Source organism: Psychrobacter sp. APC 3279 (assembly GCF_030407795.1).
Taxonomy (GTDB): domain Bacteria; phylum Pseudomonadota; class Gammaproteobacteria; order Pseudomonadales; family Moraxellaceae; genus Psychrobacter.
In genome coordinates, this window is sequence record NZ_JASDCR010000009.1 from 16,989 (window position 1) to 29,567 (window position 12,579).

At 41.9% G+C, this 12,579-nt stretch carries 11 protein-coding genes; 3 read left to right on the plus strand and 8 right to left on the minus strand.

Annotated elements, in window-relative coordinates; all coding sequences use genetic code 11:
* Positions 1 to 87: 87 nt before the first annotated feature.
* From def to erpA, 7 genes are all read right to left on the minus strand, one after another.
* Positions 88 to 642, minus strand: a complete 555-nt coding sequence (gene def, locus QL898_RS06115; protein ID WP_057757649.1) for a peptide deformylase — start codon at positions 640 to 642, stop codon at positions 88 to 90.
* A 222-nt stretch (positions 643 to 864) separates the two neighbouring features.
* The gene (locus tag QL898_RS06120; RefSeq protein WP_057757652.1) at positions 865 to 1,119 is read right to left on the minus strand and encodes a GlsB/YeaQ/YmgE family stress response membrane protein; all 255 of its coding nucleotides are present in this window, start codon (positions 1,117 to 1,119) and stop codon (positions 865 to 867) included.
* Positions 1,120 to 1,463: 344 nt separating this feature from the next.
* Positions 1,464 to 2,945 (minus strand): UDP-N-acetylmuramate:L-alanyl-gamma-D-glutamyl-meso-diaminopimelate ligase, encoded by a 1,482-nt coding sequence (gene mpl, locus QL898_RS06125; protein ID WP_290176180.1) that lies wholly within the window; start codon positions 2,943 to 2,945, stop codon positions 1,464 to 1,466.
* A gap of 261 nt (positions 2,946 to 3,206) precedes the next feature.
* On the minus strand, positions 3,207 to 3,845 hold the full coding sequence (locus tag QL898_RS06130; RefSeq protein WP_290176181.1) for a copper resistance protein NlpE N-terminal domain-containing protein: 639 nt from the start codon (positions 3,843 to 3,845) through the stop codon (positions 3,207 to 3,209).
* Positions 3,846 to 4,285: 440 nt separating this feature from the next.
* Positions 4,286 to 4,798 (minus strand): disulfide bond formation protein B, encoded by a 513-nt coding sequence (locus QL898_RS06135; RefSeq protein ID WP_057757661.1) that lies wholly within the window; start codon positions 4,796 to 4,798, stop codon positions 4,286 to 4,288.
* 153 nt (positions 4,799 to 4,951) lie between these two features.
* Positions 4,952 to 6,526, minus strand: coding sequence for a glutamate--cysteine ligase (gene gshA / locus QL898_RS06140; RefSeq protein ID WP_290176182.1), 1,575 nt, complete (start codon positions 6,524 to 6,526; stop codon positions 4,952 to 4,954).
* A 353-nt stretch (positions 6,527 to 6,879) separates the two neighbouring features.
* Entirely contained in the window at positions 6,880 to 7,260 is a 381-nt protein-coding gene (gene erpA, locus QL898_RS06145; protein WP_057757666.1) for an iron-sulfur cluster insertion protein ErpA, read from the minus strand.
* A gap of 676 nt (positions 7,261 to 7,936) precedes the next feature.
* Here erpA and QL898_RS06150 point away from each other — a divergent pair.
* On the plus strand, positions 7,937 to 9,958 hold the full coding sequence (locus QL898_RS06150; protein ID WP_290176183.1) for an ATP-binding cassette domain-containing protein: 2,022 nt from the start codon (positions 7,937 to 7,939) through the stop codon (positions 9,956 to 9,958).
* Positions 9,959 to 10,030: 72 nt separating this feature from the next.
* Here the strand turns inward: QL898_RS06150 and QL898_RS06155 are convergent, their stop codons facing one another.
* Complete coding sequence (locus QL898_RS06155) at positions 10,031 to 10,393, minus strand: septal ring lytic transglycosylase RlpA family protein (RefSeq protein ID WP_290176184.1); 363 nt, start codon at positions 10,391 to 10,393, stop codon at positions 10,031 to 10,033.
* Positions 10,394 to 11,075: 682 nt separating this feature from the next.
* Here QL898_RS06155 and QL898_RS06160 point away from each other — a divergent pair.
* Together QL898_RS06160 and QL898_RS06165 are read left to right on the plus strand one after the other, a co-directional pair.
* Positions 11,076 to 12,101, plus strand: a complete 1,026-nt coding sequence (locus QL898_RS06160) for a DnaJ C-terminal domain-containing protein (RefSeq protein WP_290176185.1) — start codon at positions 11,076 to 11,078, stop codon at positions 12,099 to 12,101.
* 100 nt (positions 12,102 to 12,201) lie between these two features.
* Positions 12,202 to 12,525, plus strand: a complete 324-nt coding sequence (locus tag QL898_RS06165) for a chaperone modulator CbpM (protein ID WP_101204683.1) — start codon at positions 12,202 to 12,204, stop codon at positions 12,523 to 12,525.
* Positions 12,526 to 12,579: the final 54 nt, after the last annotated feature.

Consider the following 12,579-nt stretch of genomic DNA (forward strand, 5'->3'; position numbering starts at 1 on the left):
GTGAATGCTAAATATTAACACTCACTGTAGACGTAACTATGTGAAGGATAAAGACGAAATAAAAAGATAAGAATAAAGAGTAGGGCTTTAAGAATTGACGGCTTGTGTCTGTTTTTCTGCTGATTGTGCTTCTTGCTTTTCGCGTATTTTAAGAACTTTGCGGACTTTATCACGAGCACGAGTCTGTTTAAGACGAGACAAATAGTCAACGAAAATTACGCCATTTAGGTGATCCATTTCATGTTGGATACAAACAGCAAGCAGTCCTTCAACGACCTCATCGATGACCTCACCGTTACCATCTAACGCTTCAATACGGACTTTATTAGGACGCTCGACCTTGTCATAGACATCAGGTACAGATAAGCAGCCTTCTTCATACGGTTGCTTTTCTTCTACCAGTGGCGTGACTTTTGGATTGATAAAAACTCTAGGAGAGCTTTTGTCTTCAGACAAATCCATAACGATAAGCTGAATATGATGATCCACTTGACTGGCTGCAAGCCCAATGCCTTGAGCATCATACATCGTCTCGATCATGTCTGCGATTAAGGTTTTGATTTCAGCAGTCACTTCCTTGACAGGCTTGGCGATAGTACGCAAGCGAGGATCTGGGTAACTTAAGATAGGGAGTAGTGCCATAACGCTCACCTCAAAGATAAGGACAAAATAGGGTTGATATTATAAGATAAATGGGGACAAAAGTAATGCTTATCAATACTTTCGCAGTCATATGATGCTATATGCATATAGAAAAATTAAATTTCAATGATAAATGGCATAAAAAAGCCCTGCTTAACGCAAGGCTTTGTTTATATAGTATTTTAATTAGCTAGTAATTAATTACGCACAGTTTATAACTAGTTATGCACGGCGTTTGTTTACAATCATTTCATATAGGAACAGTAGGATAATTGCACCGATCACTGAGAAAATCAGACCAGTGAAACCACCATCAGCGTTGATACCGATTAGGCCAGCTAGGAAACCACCTAGCATTGCACCAACGATACCCAATACGATAGTCATAATCCAGCCCATAGGGTCGTTACCTGGTTTAATAGCACGTGCTAATAAACCTGCGACTAAACCTACAATAATCATCCAAATAAAGCTCATGTTATTCTCCTAATATTATTAATATTTATAATGTGTTACAAGTTTTGATTAATCTATTGTAAACACTCCTCGGACGCAAAAGTAAGCATAAAATGTTACTACTGTAGGGGCTATGTGAGGAAAAAGTCCGATTTGCTATCGAGTAAGGGCAATAAGTAAACGAAAGGTTACAAAGGTAGCAGTGGTGCTAACAACGTTTATCAACATGGTACCTGTAGTGCCGAACTCATATAAATATTAGAAGTAAAAAACGCAGCCATCTATTAGATGGCTGCGTTTGTATAGAGGAAAATAAGAAGAGCTGTTTCTTTATAAGAGCTGCTTCTTTATCTTAACTATAAGCGTTAGCCGTTATGCAATGCGGTTAATAAACGCTGATGAATCCCTTCAAAACCGCCATTTGACATAACCACAATCGCGTCACCTGCTTTTGCATGACCGCTGATATGCTCAATAATAGCATCAATGCTTGATAACACTTGTTGGTTGCCGATAGAGTCACTAGTAGCCTTAGCTTGTTCGATGACCTCTTTTAAGCCCCATTCCAAACCAGTAGGCTCGTACCATAATGTGTAGTCAGCAAGTGCCGCTGATTGAGCCAAGCTGTCTTGATGAATACCCATTTTCATGGTGTTACTACGCGGCTCAATGATAGCCCAAATACGTCTATCAGCCAGCTTCTTTTTGGCACCATCCAATGTGGTTGTAATAGCTGTTGGATGATGGGCAAAATCATCAAAGACTAAGATGTCATTGACGTCGCCAATCAGCTCCATCCGGCGCTTGATACCAGCGAAATCTGATAAAGCAGCACAAGCAGTCTCAACACTGACACCAACATAATAGGCAGCAGCTACAGCAACTAATGCATTATTGACGTTATGGATACCGCTCATTGACCAGTTTACGATAGCAGAGGCATCTTCATTAGCGGCAAAACTGACTTTGAACTTACTACCATCTTCTTGAATCAGCTCAGCCTGCCAATCGCTACTATCTTTTAGAGCACGCGCATTGTCGCTGGTATCAGCTAAAGTAGAGTCGATAACAGCAGTACGCCAGATAGGTGTCCAAACCCCTTTTGCTAGCGTATCTTCTAAACTAATGGTCGCGGCTGGCATAATAATTTTGCCAGTGCTTGGAATCATACGCACCATATGGTGGAACTGGGTTTGTATCGCATTGAGATCTGCAAAGATGTCTGCATGATCAAACTCAAGGTTATTCAAAATAGCAGTACGCGGACGATAGTGAACGAACTTCGAACGCTTATCAAAGAAGGCAGAATCGTACTCATCTGCTTCAATCACAAAGTAGCCAGATTTATCATCAGCGCTTTTATCAGCTCCCAAATAGCTGCTGTGCGCGAACACTTGCTGCAAATGCTCGTCAGTCGTATCAACTAGTGGTACACCGCCAATCAAAAACCCTGCATCGATACCAGCATAATGTAATATCCACGCAAGCATAGTCGTGGTTGTGGTTTTACCATGCGTACCTGCAACGGCGATTACGTGGCGTGACTGCAATACTTGCTCAGATAAGAACTGCGGACCTGAGGTATAGCGCAAGCCATTATCTAGCATATACTCAATCACATCCATGCCGCGCTTCATTGCGTTCCCAACGACGACTAAGTCTGGCGTTGGTTGCAAGTGTTCTACCAGATAGCCTTCTTCGATAGTCACACCAGCATTTTCGAGTTGAGTGGACATAGGAGGATAGACATTGGCATCTGAACCCGTGACCGTATGCCCAAGCGCACGTGCTAGCAATGCCAGTGAGCCCATAAAAGTACCACAAATACCAAGGATATGAATATGCATAGACGTTCCGTACGCGCTTGAATGAAAAGAATAGAGAGCTGATAAAATAAAGTATGAGGTGCCTAGCTGTTATCAGTAAAAATAACCACTCTGATAAACAACGACCAATATATCAGCTTGGCAAACAAGCAATCATTGTAAAGTAAAGCCTGTTCGATGACCAATAAAAAACGCCTAACAAGTAGGCGCTATGTAGCTAATATAATTTGGTCGTTTTATTATGCAGCGATACGCCAACTAACAGTCAGCATGATGACACTTTTATTTTCGTGATAACGTATAGTCATCCTCTAAATTATCGTGCTCATCGATCCGTATCAAATGATTGTCTTGGATATGGTAGGTCTCGATATTTTTCCCTTCATAGACAATGGTGATTTTATCATTGTCTTGTCGGTAGATACCCGATTCGAGTAGGGGTGTTTTTGGTTTTTCAGGATTATGGTAATAACTTGCTTTTAGTACGGAACCATCGGCGAATAAGTTCAATGTAACGTCGATACTGTCGCAATCTGTACAAGAGACCATGCCGCCATAATCGCCCATCAATGTTGCTTGCAGCATACTGCTTTTTGCTTCTGATCGCTCCATAGAGCTGTCTGCATAGGTATCTTTATTTGACTGAGCAGCAGCAATTAATGATTGCCCTTCCACCATTTCGCTTGTCTCATCATCACTCGCTAGCTCAGCACTCTTAGCATTGTCATTTTGCAATGATTGTGAAGCCTCCTGCGACTCAGAACCAGTCGACGCGAACGTAGATACCATGTCTTTATCGGTATTGGACGAGGCACTATCACAGCCTACGATTAGCACGCATAGTGACGCTACAAGTAACGAAGGACGCCACCGTTTTACGATAGCAAGCGTAGTAGAGCGAACGGGAGCAAAATATATCATGGTCATACCAAAAACAGTTTTTAACAAGTATTTTTCAAGCTCATCTATACTATCGACAACGTAAAGCCATTGTCAAAGAAGGATAATAAGGCATGGGCGCGTAGTAATAATATAAATTAAGAACTTGATAGCATTATCTTATATTCAAAATACAGATAGCTTATGAGTAGAAAGCGACAAATATCTAATGCTTATCCGTTTATAAGGTAAGCTGACTAAAGATATCAAAGGCTTGAAAATATCTCTGTGGGCTTTTTGTTGTTGGCCTTATATCTAAAAGGCATAAGTTGACATTAGCAATACCTGTTGGTAACGCTAATATGGGTTGTAAGGGCGGGTTAATAGTAGACAAAAAAACAGACATTGTATCGAAGATAGCAATGTCTGTTTTAAAAGCAGAAGTAAGAAAGAAACTTAACGTTTTATTAAGTCATAAGATACTAATTAGCAGATTTTACGATACGCATTAATATCAAGACATGTACGATCAGCAGCACACTGAATAGAATCAACGACTGCTCAGGAATACTTAATCCCATAAGAGTCCAATCAACAGAGGCGCATTCGCCAGATCCTGCAAATACTTCTTTGAATACTTGTAGGATAGGGAGGGTATCAAGCCAATAGTTCAGTCCTGGACCACAAGAAGGTACTTGGTCAGCAGGTAAATGTTGCAGCCATACATGGCGTGCTGCTACCGCAGTTGCCCAGCCGATACCTACTAGACTCCCAAGCCATAGCAATAGTCTTATCACTTTAGACTTAGGATTAAACAACGCTGATATGAGGGCAAAACCGCCCATGACGATTAGACCAACACGCTGAAAAATACAGAGCGGGCAAGGTGAAAGCCCTAGATGACGCTGTAAATAGAACAGCGCAAAACTCATGCCTATGATGGCCATTATCACCAAAAATACTTGCAGGTTACGGTAAGTGGTTAGCTGTCGCATTGTGCGGTTACTCTTATGGGTTTATCTATAATAGATGTAGGGTAGCAATCAATATTGAGCAGTCAAAATTTTACAGTCAGGACTTAGCAATCAATAGCTAGTCATCAGAATTCAGCAATCAATAACTGGCAGTTAAAAGCTAGCAATCAAGGCTTAGCGATACTGCTGTAAAAATTCCGCAAAGTCTTCTGTTTCAGACTGCTCAATCTCAGCTTGCTGCAAGATAGATTTTTCTGCCAATACTTCGTATTTAGCTTGAGTGTTTGGACTAAGTGTCTGCTGTAATAAAGACTCGCGATGCTGCTGAGCCAACGTAAATCCAAGCTGCCATAAGCTGCCTAAGCGTTTGCTATCGGAATTCACTTGTGCGGAGATAGTCGACTCAGAGTGTCCTGCTTTGCCTTGCATCAATGCTACGGCCGCGCGGTAATCGTTACCACCGTAGTGAGCATCAAGCAGTGCCGCAAGCGGCTGCATACGCTCTAGATGCGTTAGCATCCAGCTTTCAAGTGACTGCTCTTGGCCATTATTGATAATATGCAAGTCATCACGGCGACCTTCATTGACCACACGTTCAAGATTGATAGCGAGCGTGTCTTCTTCTTCAGGTAGCAAGTCTGGTGAGTCACTGAACAGGCAATACAGCGCCATCACTTCCAAGAAGCAAGCACTAGATAGGCGAATACCAACATCACTATATGGGTCAAGATCGATAGCTCGGAACTCAACATAGGCGATACCGCGACGCTCAAGCGCTTCGGTTGGTGTTTCACCGCTCATTGCGATTTGTTTAGGACGAATAGGGCTGTAGTACTCGTTTTCTATCTGCAGAATATGATTGTTGATTTGGATCGGGTTGCCATCTTCGTCTTCTAGGCCAAGCTTAGCAAAGCTTTCGTGCGGTGTTTGGATGGCACGGCGCAGGCCATCGACATACTCTGGCAGATAGTTATAACGGATATCAAGCTGCTCTTGCACGCTATTGGTATAGCCAAGCTTACCCATACGTAGGCTAGTCGCAGCAGGTTTGTAATAGGTCGAATCATTGAGCAATTCTAAATCGTGCTCACGCCCTGCCAAGAAACAAGGACATACGCTTGGACTGGCACCCAATAAATATAAAACAAGGCTAGTCAGACGTTTAAAGTTACGAATCAGCCCTAAGTATTTCTCGTTTTTGAACTCTGTCAATGTTTGGCTTTGTGCAGTCGGTGTTTGTGCTTGCCAAGTCTCAAACAACGTATCACCAAAAGACAAGTTGTAATGCAAACCAGCAATCGTCTGCATGCGGCGACCATAGCGAATACCAAGGCCACTACGATATAGGGTTTTTAGCTTACCCGTATTAGAGCTACCATAATCAGCTAGTGGGATATGTTCATCTTTAGAAGACAACATGCAAGGCATCGATAATGGCCACATCAGCTCACCTTCAGGTATGCCCTGATAGACCAATACGTGCAATTGGCGCAGCATATTAAGGGTCTCTTTTGGTGAGGACTTTGGTTCAGTGATGAGCTCAAGCAGACTTTCTGAGTAATCGGTAGTAATAAAAGGATGGGTAAGTTTTGACCCAAGTTTGGCTGGATGCGGAGTCTGGGCCAAGAAACCATCAGGCTTTACGCGCAGGCCCTCTTTTTCAATACCGCGGAGCATACCCGTTAAGTGTTGGCTATCAAACCAATTAGGGATTTCGAAATTAACAAAGCTACTCGCAAAATTACTCATAATAGTCATCTATTGTTATTTATTATGGCGGATCAAAACACGATAAGCGTTTGTCCATAAAATAGGTAAATGTTAGGTCAATAATTCCGTCAGTTTAGCTCAAAGCTGTCTTGAAAACCACGGACAATTACAAATACGATAAGCTTTAGGCAAAGCGATTTGTGAGGATTTTGACCCTGTTTTTAATACAAATTCATCTCGAATATAGCGTTATTCTGGCCAGACAGTTTGATAAAAAAAGCATCTACCTAAGAGATAGATGCTTTGTTCATTATGCCTACAAGCCATTTGACATAGTGTTCGCACACTATCGCATTATCTGAATAATCATAGCGCGACCGCGTCTATTTGGCTTATATAGAGAATGACGAACCGCAGCCGCACGTGGTCGTGGCATTTGGATTGGTCACCACAAAACGTGCACCTTCCAGACCTTCGGTATAGTCAACGGTAGAGCCTTGCAAGTATTGATAGCTTAGCGAATCGACGACTAACGTCACATCCCCATTATCAAAATTGGCATCGTCTTCGTTTAGATCGTTGGCAAAGTTAAACCCGTAAGAGAAACCAGAACAACCGCCACCTGTCACATAGACACGTAACATAAGATCGCTATCGCCTTCTTCTTCGCGTAGACGGCGTACTTTTTGCGCCGCACTATCAGTTAGGCTTAATACGGTTGGGTCTACTGGTTGGCTTGAGCTTGGACTAAATTGGTTGGCTGATTCGTTCATATCTACCTCAGTTGCTAGGATCAAATGCGGTCGTCGTCCTGTTTGGGTTTGCAATAGGGTACTTGCAAATAAAGATACGCACGGCGTTTGATTTAATTGGGTGCTGTCATTATGGCAAAGCTATTGGTGCATTATAAGCTGTTTGTGCAATTTCAAAATAGTATTTGTGCCACTACAATATTTTATTGGCTCTATTGATAGTGGGCACTTATCTTTTAGCAGTATATCATAATGGGGGTGCTGATTCGTTTGTCAAGAGTGATGCAACTATTGAATTATTACTAATAAATGACAGTGTCCCAATTTTGATATTGTGTTTTTTAAAATAACTGCGTCAATGGGCTAAACCAATAACCAGACTAAAAATAATAGGGTGTGACTAAATAGCGTATGACTATATAAAACACTACTTAATAATATTAGACAGTCTTAAAGCTTATTAGTCATATTACGGTATTTTACGGCCATAACCTTTATAATAGTAACAACCATGTATGAGCTCAAGAGTCGCTTGTGCAACGTAAGGTGTTTAGCGTAATAAATACTTAGTTTTGAAATAGTTATTTAATTGTTTGCCTATGGGGCAAGCGTTTGAAATAATAGCCGCCAGTTGGCATACCCTATGTGTGTTTCTTATTGCCCTATATCTATATTATTGTTGAGATGAAGAAATTATATGATCGAATTTAAAGACGTTGGTGTTCGCCGTGATGGTCGTGAATTGTTTGCAGGTGCAAGCTTTCAGCTCCATCCAGGTCACAAAGTTGGACTGACGGGCAACAACGGCACAGGCAAATCTACTTTATTTGCGCTGTTACTGACGCAGATGGGTACAGGCGATACAGAGGTCACCCTTGATAAAGGTGAAGTCAGTATTCCTGATAGCTGGCATGTGGCGCACATGGCGCAGGAAGTTGGTGCTACAACGCAGTCTGCAATCGATTATGTATTGAGCGGTGATGAGCAGTGGTATGAAATTAATGCTGCGCTAAATGATTTGAACAGTGTCAGTGATGAGCAAATTGGTGTGCTACACCAGCAGTTCGATGAAATCGACGGATATCGTACGCCGACCAAAGCGGCGCAAATTATGGCAGGTCTTGGTTTTAAAACTAGCCAGCATGAACTGCCAGTAGAAGGGTTTTCTGGTGGCTGGCGTATGCGCTTAAACCTCGCCAAAACCTTGATGAGCCGTGCTGATCTGATGTTGCTCGATGAGCCAACCAACCATTTGGACTTGGATGCTATTCTGTGGCTTGAGACATGGATCAATGCCTATATGGGTCTGGTCATCGTCATCTCGCATGACCAAGCGTTTTTGGACGCAACAGTTGGTCATATCCTGCATGTAGAGCAACAAAAAATCACCCTTTATACTGGTAACTATCAGCAGTTTATCCGTACCCGTCACGAGCGTATGGCGCAGCAGCAGCAAGCGTTTGAGAAGCAAGAAGCGACCAAGGCTCACTTGGATGACTTTATTCGCCGTTTCCGTGCTAAAGCCAGTAAAGCTAAGCAAGCACAGAGCCGTATTAAGCAGTTAGAGCGTATGGCAGAGCTGTCACCAATGATGGCTGATAACCCTTTCTCGTTCCAGTTCTATGAGCCAGCAAACATGAGCTCACCGCTGATTGAGCTGACCAACGCAGATATTGGCTATAGTGAGACACCGCTTCTACATAATGCCAATGTACAGGTGACCCCTGACACCCGTCTTGGCTTATTGGGTATGAACGGCGCTGGTAAATCAACGCTGATTAAAGCATTAGTCGGTGAGCTTAGCGTATTAACAGGGAAGTATCGTGTTTCGGATACCCTAAAGCTAGGCTATTTCAATCAGCATCAAATGGATATCCTAGATGCCAAAGCAACGCCTATAGAGATGTTACGTCGCCTAGCGGGCAAAACCTCTGATGCGATGCTACGTTCATTCTTGGGTAGCTTTGACTTCCGCGGTGAGCGTATTGATACACCAAGCGAGCTCTTCTCCGGTGGTGAGCGCGCGCGTTTGACCTTGGCACTTATCGTCTGGCAGCGTCCAAACGTCCTTGTACTCGATGAGCCAACCAACCATTTAGACTTACAAATGCGTCAAGCATTGACTATCGCCTTACAAGGCTTTAAAGGTGCAGTGGTACTAGTCTCGCATGATCGAGAGCTGATAGCCAATGTCTGTGATGAGCTGTATCTGGTACATGATGGCATCATCGAAGAGTTCGATGGTGACATTGGCGACTATGGTAAATGGCTAGCAGAGAAGCGCAAGCAGGAGAATGCATCAGATAAAAATACTGGTAAGAAAAAAAGTAAAAAAGAGAGTAAGAAGTTTGTTTCACGTGAAACAGATAATAGCCAAGCAAGCAACAAGTCATCTGATAACTCGTCAAACAGTAAAGCTGCGACGCCTGCACTTAGTAAAGAAGAGCAGCGTAAGCTAGCCGCTGAACAACGTAAAATGACAGCACCTATCCGCCGCGAGATAGAGGAAACAGAAAAGACACTGGCTAAGATTGATAAGCAGCTCGTGACGCTTGAAGAAAAACTGGCTGATACAGCATTGTATGAAGAGAGCCGTAAGTCTGACTTGCTTGTGTTACTCAATGAGCAAACAGCGCTACAGCAGCAGCATAGTGATAATGAAGAAAAGTTACTACTATCAATGACGACTTTAGAAGAGATGGAAGCTAAGTTCGCATAAAGCGTTCTAGATAGTTAGTTATATAAGCAGACATAAAAAAGGGATGGCATAAGCCATCCCTTTTTTATTACATTATTCCTTACGATATTTGCCATCACCGTACGACAGTATTTCCATCGTGGTCGTACAAAGCTGACAGTTTATTTCACCAGCAGCGGCTTTTGATAAATCAAGAATACGGCCTCGAATAAAAGGTCCTCTATCCGTGATTTTTACAATTACGCTCTGCTTTGTCTTTTGGTTGGTTACTTGTACCTTCGTACCGAACGGTAACGTGCGATGTGCAGCGGTTAGAGAGTTCATGTTGAAGATACTACCACTCGCTGTTCGCTTACCATGAAACTTACTACCGTAATAACTGGTATTGGCAGCGAAAACTGTGGTGCTAAGTAGTAGCGATAAAGTGACAACCAAAGACTTGATTAAATAAGACATTTAATACCTTTAAGCAATTAATAAAATAGACAGATGCTCTTGCCTACGTTATCTATACTCCCTATGAGTATGAATAATAGGGGATTCTACAAGAGCTAGCTTGTCATATTATTACTGCCGTGTAAAAAACTCATGAGGTCAAATACCTGTTTTTTAAGGAAAAATAGCTATTTTTTAGCAAAAATAATGATGACGTAGGTACTAAAATTAGACTTATAAAGAGTGATTCTCATAAAGAAGCCGACAAAATATCGGAAAGCTATTAATACAATATAAATAGGTAATATATAAAGACCAAATCTATCGATATAGCATAATTATCGTTATGAAAGCTCAAATAGAGATAGATAATATAATGTAAAAAACCTTGCTATATTCTTACTATTTTGTAAAAAAGAAGGTTTGGCATTCTTGTAGTGTCAATAGAGAGTTAATGATTCTAAATTTTAAAAAAGTCTAGTTTAAGGCAAAGGTGTTTGTTTGCCTGTACTAGAGAGTATTGTAGATATCGCTTGGCATCACTACTGGTAATATTTATATAACGGTGTTTGTTGTAATTATTGTTATGATGATAAGTAGGCTACAAAAATTGCTATAGCAAAATCTAGTAGCTATCTATACCGTATCGTTTGAAATTGGCAGACTGATACCACTAATATGTTTTTATTTTGGGGAAAATAACATGGCAGAGAAAAACTACTATGACATTTTAGGGGTCAAAAAAGACGCCTCAGACGCTGATATCAAAAAAAAATACCGTAAGCTTGTTCGTCAATACCATCCCGATGTCAGTGATCATCCAGACGCTGATAATAAAATTGCAGAAATAAACAACGCTTACGAAACGATTAGAGACAAAGAAAAGCGCGCCGAATATGACGCTATGCTCAATAATCCATTTGCTGGTCAAAGTAGATCAAGTGGGTTTGGTGGTAGTGGGCAAACTGATGCGGGTCAAGGTGGTTTTCGCTGGGAAGATATCAAAGACCAGTTTGGTGACGGTGAGGCCTTTGGTGATGGTGGTTTTCGCTTCGATGATATCTTCTCAGCGTTTGGTCGCGGCGCACGTGGGTCAACTGGTGGACAAACGGGCAGTCGCTCTCAAAGCAGCGGCTTCGATCAATTTGGTGGCGGCTTTGGGACGCAAGATAGCAAAGGTCAAGATCAGCATGCCGAGATTACCGTTGATTTATCTTCAGTCTATAGTGGCGACGACTACAGCATTAAGTTAAACGTCCCTGTTCGTCAGCCCAATGGCAATGTCGACTACGACAATAAAACCCTTAAGATCAAAATTCCTAAAGGTATCACTGATGGTAAGCAAATTCGTTTAGCAGGGCAAGGTGCTGCTGGTGGCAGTAATGGCAAAAATGGTGATTTGTTTTTGAAGGTTAAAATTCGTCATGATGCCAATATTCGCATAGAAGGCACAGACGTTTATCAAACTGTAAATATTGCACCGTGGGAAGCGGCATTGGGTGAAAAAATCAATGTCAGTACGCCAGCGGGTACGCTTGGTGTGACTATTCCTAAGAATAGCAAGTCCGGTAGCAATTTACGTCTTAAAGGCAAGGGTATCCCTGCCAAGCAAGCAGGTGACCTGTATCTAACTTTAAATATCGTCAATCCTGATGTCAGTAACGATGCGTCGATACAGGCTTATGAGCAGCTAAAACAAGCCTTTGCGGATATCAATATTAGTCGTTAAACAAGGTTATAAATAACTGTCATTTATTACTGAAGTAATAGACGAATAGCAGAGATGAATACGATACCGATGAAATAAAGAGAAAACGAGGATAATAGCTATGAACCACTCGACTGAATTTACAGACATCATCATGAGCTTAGATGAACTGGTCTCTGCCTGTGGCCAAGAGCGCCAATGGGTCATCGAATTAATCGAAGAAAATATCATTGAGTATGATGTACCAGAGCATGAAAAATTTACTGGTTATCAGCTGACGACAGTGCGCCGTGCATCGCGACTGAGTCGTGACTTTGAAGCCAGCGTACCAGCAATTGGTTTGATACTTGAGCTGTTAGATGAGGTTGAGCAACTGCGCCAACTCAAACGTCAAATAGAGCAGCAAACACCAGTCATCGAAGTTGATATAGACCATTTAAAGTAATCGAGCAATCAAAATAACACATAAAAAAAGGGCCCTATAAAGGCCCTTTTTTTA

Bases quoted from the DNA above. Each gene is read 5' to 3' on its own strand.
- QL898_RS06135 (WP_057757661.1), bottom strand. From the start codon at position 4,798: ATGCGACAGCTAACCACTTACCGTAACCTGCAAGTATTTTTGGTGATA.
- erpA (WP_057757666.1), bottom strand. From the start codon at position 7,260: ATGAACGAATCAGCCAACCAATTTAGTCCAAGCTCAAGCCAACCAGTA.
- QL898_RS06130 (WP_290176181.1), bottom strand. From the start codon at position 3,845: ATGATATATTTTGCTCCCGTTCGCTCTACTACGCTTGCTATCGTAAAA.
- QL898_RS06120 (WP_057757652.1), bottom strand. From the start codon at position 1,119: ATGAGCTTTATTTGGATGATTATTGTAGGTTTAGTCGCAGGTTTATTA.
- QL898_RS06150 (WP_290176183.1), top strand. From the start codon at position 7,937: ATGATCGAATTTAAAGACGTTGGTGTTCGCCGTGATGGTCGTGAATTG.
- QL898_RS06160 (WP_290176185.1), top strand. From the start codon at position 11,076: ATGGCAGAGAAAAACTACTATGACATTTTAGGGGTCAAAAAAGACGCC.
- def (WP_057757649.1), bottom strand. From the start codon at position 642: ATGGCACTACTCCCTATCTTAAGTTACCCAGATCCTCGCTTGCGTACT.
- QL898_RS06155 (WP_290176184.1), bottom strand. From the start codon at position 10,393: ATGTCTTATTTAATCAAGTCTTTGGTTGTCACTTTATCGCTACTACTT.
- gshA (WP_290176182.1), bottom strand. From the start codon at position 6,526: ATGAGTAATTTTGCGAGTAGCTTTGTTAATTTCGAAATCCCTAATTGG.
- QL898_RS06165 (WP_101204683.1), top strand. From the start codon at position 12,202: ATGAACCACTCGACTGAATTTACAGACATCATCATGAGCTTAGATGAA.
- mpl (WP_290176180.1), bottom strand. From the start codon at position 2,945: ATGCATATTCATATCCTTGGTATTTGTGGTACTTTTATGGGCTCACTG.